12 protein-coding genes are annotated in these 16,841 nt (G+C 71.5%); 3 read left to right on the top strand and 9 right to left on the bottom strand.

All coding sequences use genetic code 11. The features are described from left to right. Nucleotides 1–46: 46 nt before the first annotated feature. The 7 genes from ABZ321_RS14860 to ABZ321_RS14830 form a co-directional block, all read right to left on the bottom strand. A complete protein-coding gene (locus ABZ321_RS14860) occupies nucleotides 47–1,102 on the bottom strand; it encodes a substrate-binding domain-containing protein (RefSeq protein WP_344506040.1) in 1,056 nt (351 codons plus the stop codon). A 138-nt stretch (nucleotides 1,103–1,240) separates the two neighbouring features. Continuing rightward, entirely contained in the window at nucleotides 1,241–2,296 is a 1,056-nt protein-coding gene (locus ABZ321_RS14855) for an ABC transporter permease (protein ID WP_344506039.1), read from the bottom strand. After that, the gene (locus tag ABZ321_RS14850; RefSeq protein ID WP_354891237.1) at nucleotides 2,293–3,867 is read right to left on the bottom strand and encodes a sugar ABC transporter ATP-binding protein; all 1,575 of its coding nucleotides are present in this window, start codon (nucleotides 3,865–3,867) and stop codon (nucleotides 2,293–2,295) included. Before ABZ321_RS14850 ends, ABZ321_RS14855 begins: the two co-directional genes overlap by 4 nt. Then, nucleotides 3,864–5,054: an ROK family transcriptional regulator gene (locus ABZ321_RS14845; RefSeq protein ID WP_344506037.1), complete on the bottom strand. Its 1,191-nt coding sequence runs from the start codon at nucleotides 5,052–5,054 to the stop codon at nucleotides 3,864–3,866. The genes ABZ321_RS14850 and ABZ321_RS14845 overlap by 4 nt, the downstream gene beginning before the upstream one ends. 1,603 nt (nucleotides 5,055–6,657) lie before the next feature. After that, a complete protein-coding gene (locus ABZ321_RS14840) occupies nucleotides 6,658–7,476 on the bottom strand; it encodes an ABC transporter permease (protein ID WP_354891236.1) in 819 nt (272 codons plus the stop codon). Continuing rightward, on the bottom strand, nucleotides 7,476–8,243 hold the full coding sequence (locus ABZ321_RS14835; protein WP_354891235.1) for an ABC transporter permease: 768 nt from the start codon (nucleotides 8,241–8,243) through the stop codon (nucleotides 7,476–7,478). Before ABZ321_RS14835 ends, ABZ321_RS14840 begins: the two co-directional genes overlap by 1 nt. Then, nucleotides 8,243–9,175 (bottom strand): ABC transporter ATP-binding protein, encoded by a 933-nt coding sequence (locus ABZ321_RS14830; protein WP_354891234.1) that lies wholly within the window; start codon nucleotides 9,173–9,175, stop codon nucleotides 8,243–8,245. The genes ABZ321_RS14835 and ABZ321_RS14830 overlap by 1 nt, the downstream gene beginning before the upstream one ends. A gap of 78 nt (nucleotides 9,176–9,253) precedes the next feature. Here ABZ321_RS14830 and mptB point away from each other — a divergent pair, with 78 nt between their 5' ends. After that, nucleotides 9,254–10,891, top strand: a complete 1,638-nt coding sequence (gene mptB / locus ABZ321_RS14825; RefSeq protein WP_354891233.1) for a polyprenol phosphomannose-dependent alpha 1,6 mannosyltransferase MptB — start codon at nucleotides 9,254–9,256, stop codon at nucleotides 10,889–10,891. Nucleotides 10,892–11,546: 655 nt separating this feature from the next. Here the strand turns inward: mptB and ABZ321_RS14820 are convergent. Beyond that, on the bottom strand, nucleotides 11,547–12,080 hold the full coding sequence (locus ABZ321_RS14820; protein ID WP_344511873.1) for a hypothetical protein: 534 nt from the start codon (nucleotides 12,078–12,080) through the stop codon (nucleotides 11,547–11,549). Between the two features lie 325 nt (nucleotides 12,081–12,405). Then, a complete protein-coding gene (dnaG, locus tag ABZ321_RS14815; RefSeq protein WP_344511874.1) occupies nucleotides 12,406–14,256 on the bottom strand; it encodes a DNA primase in 1,851 nt (616 codons plus the stop codon). A 183-nt stretch (nucleotides 14,257–14,439) separates the two neighbouring features. Here dnaG and ABZ321_RS14810 point away from each other — a divergent pair, with 183 nt between their 5' ends. Both ABZ321_RS14810 and ABZ321_RS14805 read left to right on the top strand, forming a co-directional pair. Then, on the top strand, nucleotides 14,440–15,429 hold the full coding sequence (locus ABZ321_RS14810; RefSeq protein ID WP_354891232.1) for an ElyC/SanA/YdcF family protein: 990 nt from the start codon (nucleotides 14,440–14,442) through the stop codon (nucleotides 15,427–15,429). Between the two features lie 154 nt (nucleotides 15,430–15,583). Continuing rightward, on the top strand, nucleotides 15,584–16,798 hold the full coding sequence (locus tag ABZ321_RS14805) for a polyprenyl synthetase family protein (RefSeq protein ID WP_354891231.1): 1,215 nt from the start codon (nucleotides 15,584–15,586) through the stop codon (nucleotides 16,796–16,798). Nucleotides 16,799–16,841 lie beyond the last annotated feature (43 nt).

Below are 16,841 nucleotides of genomic sequence, written 5' to 3'. Positions count from 1 at the left end.
ACACTGGCGGTTTCCTTTCTGGTGGTTGGCTCTACCTGACGACCTGCTAGGACTTGAAGCCGAGCGGCAGGTACTTGTCGACGTTGTCCTTCGTGATCGTCTCGGACTGCAGGACGATCAGCTTCGGCACCTGCAGCTCGACCAGGTCGCCCATGCCCTTGCCCTGGGCGGCGAGGCGGGCCAGGATGATCGCCGAGGACGCCATCGACGGCGGGTAGGTGACCGTCGCGGTCAGCACCGAGTCGCCGGCCTTGATGTGGTCCATCGCGTCGCGGGAGCCGGCGCCGCCGACCATGAAGAACTCCTTGCGGCCCGCCTGCTGGATCGCGGCGAGGACGCCGACGCCCTGGTCGTCGTCGTGGTTCCACACGGCGTCGAGCTTCGGCGCGGCCTGCAGCAGGTTCGCCGCGGCCTTCTGGCCGGACTCGACGGTGAAGCCCGCCGCGACCCGGTGCTTGACGGTCAGGCCGTAGGTCTTGAGCGCGTCGGCGAAGCCCTTCGACCGGTCCTTGGTCAGCTGGAGCTCGTCGATGCCCGGGATCTCGCCGATGACGGCGTCGGTCTTGCCCTTGAGCTTCTCGCCGATGTACTTGCCGGCGGCGATGCCCATGCCGTAGTTGTCGCCCTTGATCAGCGAGAATGAGGCGGCCGAGTCGGAGAACTCCCGGTCGAGGTTGATGACGATGATGCCGGCCGCGGTGGCCTTCTTGCCGATCTCGGTGAGCTGCGCACCGTCCTGCGGCAGCAGCACGATCGCGTCGGGCTTCGAGCCGATCAGGGTGTCCAGCGCCGCGATCTGCGCGGGGGCGTCCTTACCGGCGTCGACGACCTTCAGGGTCACGTCGGAGAACTTGGCGGCCTGCGCCTTGGCGTTCGCGGTGATGGCGCCGATCCAGCCGTGGTCGGCGGCCGGGGCCGAGAAGCCGATGGTGACGGCCTTGCCGGGCGCCTCCGAGGCGGCGGCGTTCACCTTCGTGTTGGTGCCGGCGTCGTCGTCCTTCTTGTCGTTGGACGTGCAACCGGCGAGCAGTGCACCGGCGCCGAGGGCGGCCCCGCCGAGGAGAAGCTTGCGGCGGGACATGTCACCCGAGGATGCGCTCATCACGACCTCCTGGTCGTCTGTGGGATGGGGGGCGGGTAGGTTTTGCTGCATTTTGGGCGTGTTGATCCACACTGCCGTCGCGACGGCGGTGCTGGGTGTTCGGTGGCGATGCGCCCTATCGAGGTGGGACCGAGGTGCCTATCTGTTGAGGCGGGTCCGGAAGAAGGAGCCGACCCGGAACTGCTGGATCAGGACCGCGGCGACGATGATGCCGCCGTTGATGATCCGCTGGACGTCCAGCTGCAGGTTGTTGACGATGAACAGGTTCGTGATCTGGGTGAAGATCAGCACGCCGAGGAGCGAGCCGACGATGGTGCCGCGGCCGCCGGTGAGGGCGGTGCCGCCGATGATCGCGGCGGCGATCGCGTTGAGCTCGTACAGGTCGCCGTGGGTGTTGCTGCCGGAGGTCGTCTGCGACACGATCATCAGCGCGGCGATGCCGCAGCAGAGGCCCGACAGCACGTACAGCAGCATCGTCTGCAACCGGACGTTGATGCCGGCCAGGCGGGCGGCCTCGGCGTTGCCGCCGATCGCGATGGTGCGGCGGCCGAAGGTGGTGCGGTTGAGCAGGACCCAGCCGAGCGCGGTGACCGCCACGAAGATGATGACCATGTACGGGACGCCGAGCAGCCGGTCGCCGGCGAGGCTCTTGATGAACGGGTCCGACGTGATCTGGGTGTGCGACCCGGAGATGTTCTGGGCGAGACCGCGGGCGGACAGCATCATGGCGAGCGTCGCGATGAAGGGCACCAGCTTGCCGTAGGCGATCAGGCCGCCGTTGACGAGGCCGGCGGCCGCACCGACGGCGAGCGCGGTGAAGACCATCGCGGCCGGCCCCATGTCCTGCGTCGCCACGGTGGTGCACCAGACGCTGGCGAGGGCCAGCAGCGCGCCGACCGACAGGTCGATGCCGCCGCTGATCATCACGAACGTCATGCCGACCACGATCACGCCGATGCTGGACGCCTGGGTCAGCACGGTCAGCTCGTTGGACCAGAGCCGGTCGAGGTCGAGGAAGATGTCGGGACGGGTGACGGCACCGATGATCAGCAGCAGCACCAGGACCCCGATGAGGGCGAGGTTGCGCTTGACGGAGTCGGCACCGTCCCGCTGCAACCAGCCCTGCCCGGCGGCGCTCGCCGCGCCCTTGCTCAGCTCCACGGAGTCGGCGGACGGTGTGGTCGCGGTGCTCATGCTGCGGTCCCTTCAGGGGCGGTGCTCGCCATATCGGCCCCGTCCAGCAGTGAGCCGGCCATCACGAGGTCGAGCACGGTGTCTTCGTCGAGTTCGTCCGCCGGAGCCTCCCGTACGAGCCGTCCCTCACGCATGACGAGCACGCGGTCGGACAGGCCCAGCACCTCGGGCACCTCGCTGGACACGAGCAGCACACCGACACCCTCGTCGGCGAGTCTGCGGATCACCTGGTAGAGCTCGGCGCGGGCGCCGACGTCGACGCCTCGGGTGGGCTCGTCGAGCAGGAGCAGCCGGGTGCCGCCCAGCAGCCACCGGCCGACGACGACCTTCTGCTGGTTGCCGCCGGAGAGGGTACGCACGGGGCGCCGGACGTCGTTCGGGCGCAGGTCGAGGCCCTGGGTGATCTTCTGGGCCTCGGAGCGCTCACGCCCGGCGTCGGTGAAGCCGGCGCGGGCGAAGCGGGTGAACCCGGCGAGGGTGACGTTGCGGTAGATCGGCTCGCCGAGCAGCAGCGCCTGGCTCTTGCGCTCCTCGGGGGCCATGCCGATGCCGGCCTTCACGGCGGCGTTGACGCTGCCCTTGCGCAGCACCTTGCCCCCGATCGCGACCGTGCCGGCGGTGGCGCGGCGGGCGCCGAAGATGGTCTCCAGCACCTCCGACCGCCCGGAGCCGACCAGGCCGGTGATCCCGACGATCTCCCCCGCGTGGACGTTCAGCGAGATGTCGCTGAACCGCCCTTCCAGGCTCAAGCCATCGACGCTGAGCAGCAGCTCTTCCGCCGGAGTATCCGACTTATTCGACTTATCCGATTTTTCCGGAAAGACATACTCGATGGTGCGGCCGGTCATCTTGCTGACCAGCTCGCGGGTCGGCGTGGCCTTCGCGTCGAGGTTGGCCGCCGTGGTGCGGCCGTCCTTGAGCACCGTCACGCGGTCGCCGATCTCGCGGATCTCCTCCATACGGTGGGAGATGTAGATGACCGCGATGCCCTGCGCCGTCAGCGCGCGGACCATGCGGAACAGGTTCTCCACCTCGTCGTGGGCGAGCACGGCGCTCGGCTCGTCCATGATGAGCAGCCGCGCCTCGCGGGACAGCGCCCGGCCCATGCTCACGATCTGCTTCGCGGCGGCCGGCAGCTTGCCGACCTCCCGACCCACGGGGATCTCCGCGTGGCCGAGCCGCGCGAGGATCTCCGCCGCGCCGTGGCGCATGGTGCGCCGGGCGACGAACCCGGCGCTGTGCGGCTCGTGACCGAGGTACATGTTCTCGGCGACGCTGAGGCCGTCGACGAGGTCGAGCTCCTGGTAGATGGTGGCGATGCCGGCCTTCATGGCCGTCTGCGGGCTGTTGAACGTGGCCGGCTGACCCAGCCACATGATCTCGCCGGAGTCCGGGGTGTGCGCGCCCGAGAGCACCTTGATCAGCGTGGACTTGCCGGCGCCGTTCTGCCCGAGGAGGCAGTGCACCTCCCCGGCCCGCACCTCCAGCTGGACCCCGTCGAGCGCACGGACGCCGGGGAAGGTCTTCACCACATCGGTAAGTTTCAGGACGATGTCGTCCGTAGTTGTCATGATGGCCGTCCATATGCGAGTTCGCTGGCCAGGACCGCGGCGCCAACAACGCCGGCGCGGGGGCCGAGCTCGGACAGGACGACCGGCAGATTGCCGGTCGCGAGGGGAAGCGAACGCCGGTAGACGACGCTACGAATCTCCGCCAGCAGGATGTGACCGAGGCCGGCGAGACCGCCGCCGATCACGATCATCGACGGGTTGATGAAGCTGACCAGGCCGGCCAGCACCCCACCCACCCGGCGCCCACCGTCACGGATCAGGCGGATGCACGTGACGTCACCCTCGGCGGCGCCGTCGGCGACGTCCTTGGCGGTCACGATGCCGTTGGCGTTCAGCCGGTCCGCGAGCGCCGGTGAGGCACCGCTGCGGGCCGCCGCCGTCGCGTCACGCGCCAGCGCGCCGCCACCGAACAAGGCCTCCAGGCAGCCGACGTTGCCGCACGAGCACACCGGCCCGTGACTGTCGACCTGGATGTGCCCGATGTCGCCGGCGCACCCGTCGGTGCCCCGGTACACCTCACCGTTGAGGTAGATGCCGCACCCGATGCCGGTCCCCACCTTGAGGAAGAGCAGGTTGTCCACCGAGTGCGCGACGCCGCCGTAGCGCTCGCCGATGCTCATGATGTTCACGTCGTTGTCGACGACGACCGGGCAGTTGAACTCGCGCCCGAGCACCTCCCGCACCGGGAACCTGTCCCAGCCGGGCATGATCGGTGGCGAGACCGGAACGCCGTCCCGGAAACTGACCGGCCCTGGCACGCCGATGCCGATCGCGTGCAACCGCTCGAACGAGCCATCCACACGGAACTTGTGCAGAATCTCGTTGACCCGTTGCAGTATTACTTTCGGTCCCGACCTGATGTCGGCGGGTTCCCCGTACGCCGCGACCGGCTCCAGCCGCCCATCGGTGATCTCGACGTCGATCGAGCTCGCCCCCAGGTCCACCGCGGCGAACCGCAGATCGGGGTTCAGCTCCACCAGCGTCGACCTGCGACCACCCCGGCTCGCCGCCGGGCCCGCCTCGCGGATGAGCCCGGTCGCGACGAGCGCGTCCAGGTCCGCGAGCAGCCGCGGCCGCGGCACCTCCAGGCGATCCGCCAGCTCCGCACGCGACAACGCACCGGTGTCCCGCAACAAGCGGAGCAGGCGCGACTGAACGGGGCCGTCTACCGCACTGACCGTGTTCACAATGGCACCTCCTCATCTGGTCGCAGGCAGGCGTCCGCGACACGCGGCTACACCACCACACCTCCGTTGAGGTGCCGGTTGCCGGGTCGTGTGCCATGCGTTACACCCGTGTTGCGTCGAGACTTTAGGCCCTCCGAAGCGCCGCGTCTAGGTCTTCTATCTCCCGTTACCAAACTTTTGCTGAATCCAACGGAAGTTGACCCTTTTCTGAACGTTACCGCGTTTCCCCAGCTCAAGCTGTAATTCCCCCCACCGCTGCCGCGGCGGACCCCTGCGGGGATCCCCACCCGCACCCCAATGCGCCGCTCCGCGACGCACTGCCCGCACCGAGGCGCGAGCCAGGCCAAGCGGCGCATGCGCGCCGCATCCGGTGGCCGTCCTCCGCAGTGACCAGGGCTCCCCATGCTCCGGAAGACCTTGCGCCACCTGTGCTGCACAAACCCTTCCGGATCACGGACCCCGTCAGCCCCGACCCGCACCCAGCGAACAGACGTTGACCAATACCCCGCATGCCCCCGCCTCGCGATGGACGTTGCGCGATCCACCCACAGCTCGATCACTCAACCCGCCCCGGATCCCACACCGCCTGTGGACAAAAGCCGCAAAGCCGGGCATTGATCAACGTCTGTGGCGGCTGGGCGAACAGCGTCTGCCCGCACCACCAGATCCGCCCCTGGACTACAGCGCCGGACGCACCACCGCACCCGGACCAGGCAACAGCCCCGTCGCCGGACTCGACCACATGATCCAAGGACAACCCTGGCCGCGCGCACGACCAGACCCGTCCTTGGATCAAGCCAGCACCCGCGACGGCCAGCCACCCGACACCGTGCACACACCGATCCCGAGCACCCGATCGAAGGACAACCCTGGCCACCCCCACCGCCACATCCGTCCTTGGATCAACCGGGCCGGCGCAACACCGCAACAGCGCGGTCACCGATCCCGAGCACTCGATCAAGTGCGGTCATGGCCACCCGCACCGCCAGATCCATCCCTTGGATCAACTGGTCCGGCGCACACCGCAGCTGCGCCGTCACTGGTCCCGGGCGCTTGATCGAAGGACAACCCTGGCCGCCCACACCGCCAGATCCGTCCTTGGATCATGCGGTCCGGTGCACATCGCGGCGGCGCGGTCGCCGGTCTTGAGCGCTTGATCGAAGGACGGTCATGGCCGTGGGCCTGCTCAGCGCCGCCGGTCCATCCGGATGCCGACGGTCACGGCCGTTGCAACATCCGGCATCGACAGCACTACGGCGGCTCGGCCAGGACCCCGCGACAGACCCGAGCTCGAAGCGCGGCCCAGCCCTACCCGGCCCGGCTCGGCCAGGACCCCGCGACAGACCCGAGCCCGGAGCACGGTCCAGCCCCACCCAGCTCGGCCCGACCCGGAAACTGCACCACCCAAGCCGCGCCGCCCGAAGGCCACACCATCCGCAACCACACCGCCCGAAGTCGCACAGCGTGGAGCCGGACAGCGTGGAGCCGGACAGCGTGAAGCCGGACAGCCCGAAGGCCCCGATGCCCCGCTGCCATGCCTCAGCGGCGGCGGGCAAACTCCCACCAAGGCGGAGCCGTCAGCCGGCTGGACGACGCGGGTCGCTCACTTCAGCAGCAGGGTGCCCATCCGGCGGCTGGCCATCGTCAGGCCGACCGCGGCCAGCGCGGCCAGGTACGCCACGTGCCACAGCAGCGTCCAGTCCGGCGAGCCCGTCGTGATCGCCCGGAGCAGGGCGACGCCGTGGTACAGCGGCGTCAGCTCGATCAGGACCTGCAGCGGCGCGGGGAAGTCCGACGGTGGGGAGAACGTGCCGCTGAACAGGAACAGCCCGAACTGGGTCACGTTGATGTAGTCGAAGTCCTGCCAGGAGCGCAGCAGCGTCGACAGCCCCATCCCGAGCGCCCCGAACGCGAACCCCACCAGCAGCGTCACGGGTAAGGCCATCAGCGCCCACCCCCACGTGGTGAGGTCCAGCGCCGCCATGACCAGGAGGAAGACGGCGGAATACATGCCGCCGCGGCACATCGCCCAGACGAGCTCGCCGACGGAGACCTGCATGGGCGTGATCGGGGTGGCGAGCGTCGCATCATAGATGCGCATGAACTTGAGCTTGCCGTAGAAGTTCATGGTGGTCTCCGCGAGCGCCCCGTTCATCGCGGAGGCGGCCAGCATCGCCGGCGCGACGAACTGCGCATAGGTCACGAGCCGGCCGTCGGGCAGCGCGATGTCCCCGACGAGCCGCCCGACGCCGACGCCGATCGACAGCAGGTACAGCAGCGGCTCGACGAAACCGGACAGCAGCACCCACCAGTACGCCGCATGCCTGGCCGCCGCGAGGTTACGCGCGGTGACGGAGAGGGCCCCGGAGGCGCGGTGGTCGAGACGGGACATCGCCCGCGGGAAGATCAGTGTCGTGACCATCAGTCGCCCAGCTTCCGGGTGAACGAACGCACCGCCAGCACATAGCCCACCGCGCACCACACCGCCAGGACCGCGACGTGGGCGGGCAGCCCCCAGGCGGTCGTGGTGCCCAGCGTCGCGGCCCGGGAAAGCTCCACGCCGTGCCACAGCGGCGACACGTACGCCAGCAGCCGAGCCGCCACAGGCAGGCTCTCCACGGGGAAGAACACGCCGGCGAAGAGCGTCATGGGCACCACCGCCACGCGGAACAGCACCGCGAACGCCCCATCGGTCTCGGTCCGCGCCGCGAACGCGAAGCACGGCGCCGCGCACGCCACGCCCAGCAGCATGGAGACCAGCGGGGTCGTGAGCGCCCACCACGAGTGCAGCGCGCCGAACAGCGCCAGCACCACCAGGAACCCGATGCTCGACAGCCCGACCCGCAGCGTGACGAACGCCAGATGCCCCCGCAGCACGTCACCCACCGTGAGCGGCGACGCCCGCATCGCGTGGTAGACCCGTGTCCAGTTGAACCCGCCGAACACCGGCCACGTCGAGTCGGCGACCGCGACCTGCAGGGCGGTCGAGGCGAGCAGCCCGGGCCCGAGATAGTCCAGGTACGGCACGCCGATCGACGTCGACCGCTCGTCGATGTAGTGCCCGACGGTGATCCCCATCGCGACCAGGAACATCGCCGGCAGCGCGAACGAGCTGAACACGCTCGCCCGCCAGGTGCGTTTGTAGGACACCAGGTGGTATTCGAGCGCCAGGGCGGTCCGGTGAGCCATCAGTCCACCAGCGTCCGGCCGGTGAGCTGCAGGAACACGTCTTCGAGCGACCCGCGCCGGACCAGCACGCTCGACGGCGTCAGCCCCCGCGCGTGGACCTGCGCGGCGGCCGCGTCGCCGTCGCCGGTGTAGACCAGGATGCGGTCGGGCAGCACCTCGGTGCGCTCACCGATGCCCTCCAGCTTGCCGGCCAACCCGTCGAGCGGCTCGTTGCCGAACCGCACCTCGAGCACCTCCCGCGTCGAGTGCCGCTCGATCAGCTCGCGCGGCGAGCCCTCCGCGACGATCCGGCCGCCGTCCATGACGACCAGGCGGTCGCACAGCTGCTCCGCCTCGTCCATGTAGTGCGTGGTGAGCACCAGCGTGACGCCGCGCTGCTTGAGCCGGAACAGCCGCTCCCACACCAGGTGCCGCGCCTGCGGGTCGAGGCCGGTGGTCGGCTCGTCGAGCAGCACGATCTCGGGCTCGTTGACCAGGGCCCGCGCGATCGTCAGGCGGCGCTTCATGCCGCCCGACAGCGGCTCGACCTTGTCGCCGGCGCGGTCCGCCAGCTGCACGAACTCCAGCAGCTCCATCGCCCGCGCCCGCGCGACCCGGCGCGGGATGTTGAAATACCGCGCATACACCGTCAGGTTTTCCAGCACGGTCAGCTCGAGGTCGAGCGAGTCCTGCTGCGGGCACACCCCGAGCCGCGCCCGGATCGCCGAACCGTCCCGCGCCGCGTCCATGCCCAGGATCCGCAGCGAGCCGCCGGTCGGTCGCGACACGCAGCCGATCATGCGCATCGTGGAGGACTTGCCCGCCCCGTTGGGCCCGAGGAACCCGAACGCCTCCCCCGCCCGCACCCGCACGTCGATCCCGTCGACCGCGGTGAAGGCACCGAACTGTTTCACCAGCCCGGTCGCCGCGATCAGCGCTCCGTCATCAGCCACGTGGCGACACTAACCCGGGGGTCTGACAAAAATCGGTCCGATTTGCCGCCGGCGACGGCCGGTTGGCACCATGTGCTGGTGAGCGTCAACCCGCGCTGGCTCGGGCTGGCCGCTTCCGTCCTCCTCGCCACCAGCGGTTTCCTGGCCGGCAAGCCGGTGCCGCGCGACGGGGCGTGGCTGCTCGGTGTGATCGTGTGGTTCGTCGCCCTCGCGATGCTGATCCGCGCCTGGTGGACGCTGCGCGACGCGACCGACCAGCGCGGCCTGCTGGTCACCGCCGCGCTCTGGAGCGTCCCGCTGCTGGTCGCGCCGCCGCTGGGCAGCCACGACATTTACGCGTACGCCTGCCAGGGCCAGCTCTTCGACGCAGGCTTCGACCTCTACGAGGTGGGGCCCGCCGCACTGCCCTGCACGTGGCTGTCCGACGTGCCCGAGCTGTGGCGCGAGACCCCCACGCCCTACGGTCCACTGTGGATCGCCGTGGAGGGCGCCGCGGCCTGGCTCGCGCACGGCAGCCTGCCCGCCGCCGTGCTGTTGCTGCGCCTCGCCGCCGTGCTCGGCCTGGTGCTGTGCGTCGCCGCCGTGCACCGCCTCTCCCGCGGCAACGCGCTGCTCGCCGCCAGCCCGCTCGTCCTCGTCCACGTCGTGTCCGGCGCTCACAACGACGTCGTCCTCGCGGGCCTGGTCCTGGCCGGTTTCGTCGCCGCGAGACGGCCCGGCCTCGCGGCGGCCGCCGCGTCCGGGCTCGCCTTCGGCCTCGCCGTCGCCGTCAAGGTCACCGCGCTCGGCGCCGTGCCGTTCGCCCTCCTGTTGGTGTTTTTCGCCGGTACGACCAGAGCCCGCTGGACGAGCACCCTCACCTTCGGCGTGACGATCGGAGCGACCTACGCCCTCCTCGCGGTGCTCACCGGCCACGGCCTCGGCTTCCTGCACGCCCTCGGCTCGACCAGCACCATGGTCCAGTGGCTCTCCATCCCCACCGGCGTGGGAATGGCCGTGGGTTACGTGCTGCGCATGCTCGGTCACCCAGAGTCGTTCGCGACGGCGGTGGCGGTCGCGCGGGCCGTGGGACTGCTAGCGTTGGCGGTGATCCTGCTGGGGCTGTGGTGGCGGACCGCGACCACCTTGGCCTCGCTCAAACGCGCCGCCCACCCCGGCGGCGCACCGATCAACAGCGGCAGCGCGACGGGCCCCGAGCCAGGGGGCAGCGTCACCACAGGCCGCGATGCCACGGCCGACCGCGCGACGGCCAGCAGCGCGACGGGCGGCGTGACCGGCGACGACGCGGCTGACGGCGTGACCGACGGCGCGGCTGACGGCGTGACCGGCGGCGCGGCTGACGGCGGCGCGACGGGGCGGCGGGCGCAGGACGTGGTGCTGACCGCGGCGGGGTGCGGCATGCTCGCGGCCGCGGTGCTCGGCCCGGTGTTCTACGCCTGGTACGCGATCGCCGGCATCGCCCTGCTCGCGGGCACGACGCTCACCGGCCGGCTGCGCACGGTCGTGCTGGTCGCCGCGGCCGGGTTGCCGCTGCTGACGCTGCCCGACAGCCTGGGGCTGGCGACGAAGACGAAGGTGCCCGGGGCGTTCCTGGACGTCGCGCTCGTCACGGCCGCCGCCGTCCACCTGGTCCGCCGCCGTCGCCGATCCGCGCCCCCGCCTACCGCACACTCGACCCAGGGCACACCCGCCGTCAGCGGGCCGGCCACCGACTGACCGACCCAACCAGCCAGCACCGCAGCCACCCCTCACCGCAGTCCGCCCAAGCGACACTCCCACCCTCAGCGGACCAAGCTCCCGGCCGCCCACACAGCGTGGCAACCGCCCCCGTCGCGAGCCACCCAGATGGCACCCCACCGTCGGCGGACCAGGCTCCCGACCGCCCACACAGCGTGGCAACCGCCCCTCGTCGCGAGCCGCCAAAATGGCACTCCACCGTCGGCGGACCAGGCTCCCGACCGACCGACCAGCCAGCGCGGCAACCATCCCACGTCGCGAGCCGCCCAAACGGCACCCCACCGTCGGCAGACCAGGCTCCCGACCGACCAGCCAGCGCGGCAACCACCCCACATAGCGAGCCGCCCATGCAGCATCCCACCATCAGCAGACCAGGCTCCCGACCTGCCACTCCGACCAGCCAGCGTGGCAACCACCCCACGTCGCGGGCGGCTCAGCGGCACCGCCGTCAGCGGACCAGAGGACTCTCCCAACCGTTCAGCGGCGCGGGCGACCCACGTTGTGAGCCGCCCGGTGGTATCGGCGACAACGGGCCGGGGTTCGGGTCGGGTGCTGGTGGCGGACCGTCCACCCGAAAGGCCGGCCGGGGCGAAACGTTGCGGGCGCGGGCGCCGTCGGGGGCAGGTGGGTGGGGTCAGGCGGGGGTGCCGATCGACTGGCGGGCGGCGGCGACCAGGGCGGCGGTCTGTTCGGTGACGGCAGGGGCGGTGGGGTCGACGCCTTCGTCGTAGCGGACGGTCCAGCGCAGGCCGTCGACGCCGCTGACGCGGCGGGCGACGACGCGGACGCCGAAGCCGGTGGTGAGCGGGTGGTGCGAGGTGTGCGCGATGGACTTGTTGACCCGGGTGCGGACCTGATCAGGCACCCTGTCGGGGTCGAGCAGCGTGATGACCAGCGGCGTCAGGTCCTCCATGACGACGTACCCACCAGGGCCGTCGACGGGCAGCTCCCGGGCGGCGATGAGGGCCAGCTGCCGGCCCGACCACGTGGCCTTGTGGATCTCGTGCCAGCCGAGCCGCTCGCCCGCGCCGGGGAGCCAGAGGCCGAGGTTGGTGACGACGACCACCGTGTCGCCGGTCGCGCCCGCCCACGACACGACGCGCTCGTCGGCGGCGAGGGCGGGCCGCTGCGCGGGCGGCAGCCGGCGCTTCTTCAGGAAGCCGAACACGACGCTCTCCTTCTGTCGGACGACCGCAGGACCAGACCCCGGCCGCACCCCACCGACCTGCTACCCACCACGAACCGGCCACGCACCACCGCCGGCAACCCGCCGCCGACCACCGGACCCCCGCCACGAACCGACCCCGAGCCGGCCACCACAAACCCGCCGCGAGCCGACCCCGAGCCGGCCACCACAAACCCATCGCAAGCCGGCACCGCACCGACCACCAGCAGCGACCGCCCGCCTGCGCCGAAGCGGCCACGAGCGCCAGAACGGCCACGAACGCCGGAGCGGCCAGGGGCTCCGGGACACCCGCCCCGCACGCGCACGGTCACCAGCGGCTGGCACTACGGTCGCGCAGCGCCCTCGCGTGCTGCTCCAGGGAGACGAGCTCGCTGAAGAGGCGCAGGTACTCGTCGGCGTGGGTGACCGGGTTGATGCGCTGCTGCTTGGACTTGAGGTCGGCGATCCGGCGGTTGAGGGCGGGCAGCTGCAGCCGGACGATCGTGGCCTCGACATAGCGGGGGTCGGGCTCGCCGTCGAGGCGGAGCGGCTCGACGGCCAGCTCGGTGACGAGGGCCGCGGCGGCCGGGTCTGGGCACGCCTCGCGGACCCGCTCGATCCAGACGGCCCCGCCGGTCGCGGACGAGGCGCCGCCGGCGTCGGCGATCGCGGCGCGCAGCGCCGTGTAGGTGGGGTGGGCGTAGATGTCGGCGCCGATGACGTCGAACATGGGGCCGGCGAGGGCGGGCTGCTGGAGGGCGAGCTTCAGCGCCTCGCGCTCGACGAGGGCCTCGGCGCTGTCGGGCGCGAGGATCTTGCGGGTGGAGGCGGCGGGTGGGGGCTCGACGACGCCCTTCGCGGCGGCGCCGACGGCGCGCTGGACCGTCTCCAGCTCCATGCCCAGGTCGCCGGCGAGCTTGCGGGCGTACTCGGGGCGCAGGGTGCGGTCCTTGATCTTCGCGACCAGCGGGGCGGTGGCCTTGAGGGCGCCGACGCGGCCTTCGGCGGTGTCGAGGTCGAAGCGCTGGATGACGGAGCGGAGGGCGAAGTCGAGCAGCGGCTGGCGGTCGGCGACGAGGTCGCGGACGGCGACGGGGCCCTTCGCCATGCGCAGCTCGCACGGGTCCATGCCATTGGGGCCGACGGCGATGAACGTCTGCGCGACGAACCGCTGGTCGTCCTCGAAGGCGCGCAGCGCGGCCTTCTGCCCGGCGGCGTCACCGTCGAAGGTGAAGATGATCTCGCCGCCGTAGCCGTCGGCGTCCAGCAGCAGGCGGCGCAGGACCGCGATGTGGTCGGCGCCGAACGCGGTGCCGCAGGTGGCGACCGCCACGGGCACGTCGGACAGGTGGCAGGCCATCACGTCGGTGTAGCCCTCGACGATGACCACCTTGCTCTGCTTGGCGATCTCGCGCTTGGCCTGGTCCACCCCATACAGGACGTGGGACTTCTTGTAGAGCGGGGTCTCGGGCGTGTTCAGGTACTTCGGGCCGTCGTCGTCGTCGAACAGCTTCCGCGCGCCGAAGCCGATCACGTCGCCGGAGATGTCCTTGATCGGCCACAGCAGGCGGCGGCGGAACCGGTCGATGAGGCTGCCCGAGCGGGCCTCCTTCGACAGCCCGGCGGTGATCAGCTCCTGCGCGGAGAAGCCCTTCAGCCGCAGGTGCTTGCTCAGCGGGTCCCAACCCTCGGGCGCGAAGCCGCAGCCATAGCGCTCCGCCTCCTCGCGGCCGAAGCCGCGCTGCGCGAGGAACTCGCGGGCCAGCCGGGCGCCGGGCGAGCCGAGCTGCTCGGCATAGAAGCGGGCCGCCTCGGCGTGCGCGGCGATGAGCCGCTGCTTCTGGCCCGTCTGGCGGACCGGCGCGCTGCCCGCCTCGACATACTGCAGCTGCAGGCCGGCGCGGCCGGCGAGCCGCTCGACCGATTCGACGAACGTCAGGTGGTCGTGGTCCATCAGGAACTTGATGGCGTCGCCGCCGGCGCCGCAGCCGTGGCAGAAATACACGTTGCGCGCGGGCGAGACGTTGAACGAGGCGGTCTTCTCGTCGTGGAACGGGCACAGCCCTTTCAGGTTGCCGCCCCCGGCCGACTTCAGCGTCACGTGCTCGGAGATCACATCCGCGATCGCGGTGCGCTCCCGTACCAAGGCGATGTCCTCGTCCTTGATCTTGCCGGCCACCCGACGCCACCTCCCCAACCCGAGGCCTACATCCTGCCTCGCGCCTACGACAATTTACGACCTCACCCGTGCAACACCACACCGGCCACGGCCTCGCCCGGACAAAACCACACAGCCACGGCTTCACACGGCCAACACCACACGGGCACCATGGGCGCACATCACCGTGCGATGCTGGCCGCCATGCCGAAACTGCGGGACGAGCGGGTCGCCTGGCTGGCCGTACAGGACCAGCTGCGGCGGCGCAGTCGGCGGCTGGGGCCGTGGGGCTGGCTGCTGACGATCGCCACGCTGGGCGCGTGGGCGGTGCTGCGGTCCCAGGGGCGCGGGTCGGCGCGGATGGCGGCGTATTCGCTCGCCGTCGACCACGTCACCGGCTACCTCGACGACGACGAGCGCGAGACGCTGCGCACGCACGGCACGGTGCCGCCGTGGTTCCTGTTCGAGGTCGAGCGGGCCAGGTGGGCGGCGCGCGACAAGCAGTCGCTCCCCGCCGGCCGCGAGACCCGGCTGGAGCGGCGCCGCCGGATCCTGCTCAGGGTCGTCCTCACGGGGACCGTCGCGGCCACCGTCCTCGTGTTGTCACCGACCGTGTGGGTACGGGCGGCCTCCCTCGGCCGTATCGGTCCCGCCTCGACGGCCCCGGAGGCGGACGTCGCGATCGTGTTCGGGGCCCAGGTCGCGCCGGGCGGGCAGGAGCCGATGCCGTTCCTCAAGGGGCGGCTCGACGTCGCCGCGCAGCTGCTCACGTCCGGCAAGGTGAAGGCGCTGCTCATCTCCGGTGACGCGCAGGGCGGATCCGGAGATGAGGTCCGGGTGATGCGCGACTACCTGGCGGGCAAGGGCGTCGATCCGGCCAGGATGGTCGTCGACCCGCACGGACTCGACACCTATGACACGTGCCGCCGTGCCCGCGACGTGTACGGCGTGACGAAGGCCATACTCGTCAGCCAGGAGCTGCACCTGCACCGTGCGGTGACGCTGTGCCGGCGGCTGGGCGTCGACGCGTACGGGGTGCCCGCCCTCTGCGAGGGATGCCAGCAGGTGACGATCTGGTACAACACGGCCAGGGACGTCGCGGCCGGGCCGAAGGCCGCCTGGGAGGCCCTCCGGCACCGACAGGCCGCAGTCGTGTCACCACCGGATCCATCCCTGCTGCAGGCGATGCGCTGACCCGCCCACCATCGTGGTTTTGGGCACGTCCGGCAGGCACCGGCGGCATACTTGACCCGTCCACGGCGCCGACATCAGATCGGCGCTTGTCCATGCCTGGCCCGATGGGTGGTGCGTTACCGGTGATGATCCCGCGTCCGGGGGTTTCCGGCTGATGGTCACCGTGCTGCGCACCGTCGACGACGTCCTCGCATGGGCGGAGCTGCTGGTCGGGCCGCCGCTGCGCACCGCCGTCGGGCGCCTCCCGGAGCCGTCGCGCGAGGTGGCCGAGCTGCAGCTCGGCGGGCTCGACGAGGATCCGCCCGCCGCCCGTACGCGCGCCGCACTGACACTCGTCTGCGCGGGCGCCGTCGGTGGTGACCCGCACGACGCGGTGGCGGGCGCCGTCGCGGTGGAGCTGGTGCACCACTGGTCGGGGCTGCAACGGGACCTGTTCGACGGCGACCTGACCCGCCTGCACCGGCCGACCGCCTGGAGCGTGGTGGGGCCGCACCCGGCGACGCTGGGCGGGCAGGCGATGCTGGCGCTCGCGTTCGACGTGGCGGCGACCGGCGACCCGACCAGACGCGTGCCACGCCCGCTGCGCCAGGCCAGCCGCGCCACGCCCGACACCGCGCCGTCCGTGCCGGCTGTGCCGTCCGTGCCCTCCAGGGAGCCGGTGCGGCAGGACCGGGCGACCCGGGACAGGTTCACCGAGCAGCACGGCACCCCCGACCCGTGCGCCGACGCGCGGCGGCAGTCCGGGGCGGCATCCGTCGACCGGGCCGGCGTCCGCATCCTCGGCGACACCGTCCAGCAGCTCCTGCACGGCCAACACACCGACCTCAGCACGGCCCTGGACCCCGTGCTGCCCCGGCACCGCTCCGGCAACGACCTGCTCCGCACGTGCATCTCCGCGGTCGAGCAGCGCAGCGGCGCCCTCTTCGGCTGCGCGTGCGCCCTCGGCGCGCTCGCCGGCGGCGGCGACCCGGCACGGGTCGAGCAGCTGCGGCTGTTCGGGGTGCGGCTCGGGCTGGCCGTCCGGTTCGCCGAGGACCTGCAGGGCATCTGGGGCGACCCGGCCGTGACGGGCCGCCCGGCGTTCGCCGACCTGCGCGGACGCCGCCGCTCACTGCCGGTCGCCGCCGCCCTCGCCGCGGGCGCCGACGAGCTGGCCGACCTGCTGCACCGCGAGACCCGCCTCAGCGAGGCCGACCTGGAGCGCGCCGCGAAGGTCGTCGAACGCTCCGGCGCCCGCTCCTGGTGCGCCCAGCAGGCCGACGACCTCCTCGCGCAGGCCCTGGTCGCCCTCGACCTGGCGATCCCCGAGCCGGCCGCGGTCGCCGAGCTCGTCGCCCTGGCCCGCTGGGCGACCCGCCACCCGGCCTGACCAACACCCCCGCCGGCGATCCACAAACCCGCGCCTGACCGGC

This window comes from Dactylosporangium sp. NPDC006015, from assembly GCF_040614215.1.
Lineage (GTDB): Bacteria > Actinomycetota > Actinomycetes > Mycobacteriales > Micromonosporaceae > Dactylosporangium > Dactylosporangium maewongense.
This window is presented reverse-complemented; position numbering and strand designations above follow the sequence as displayed.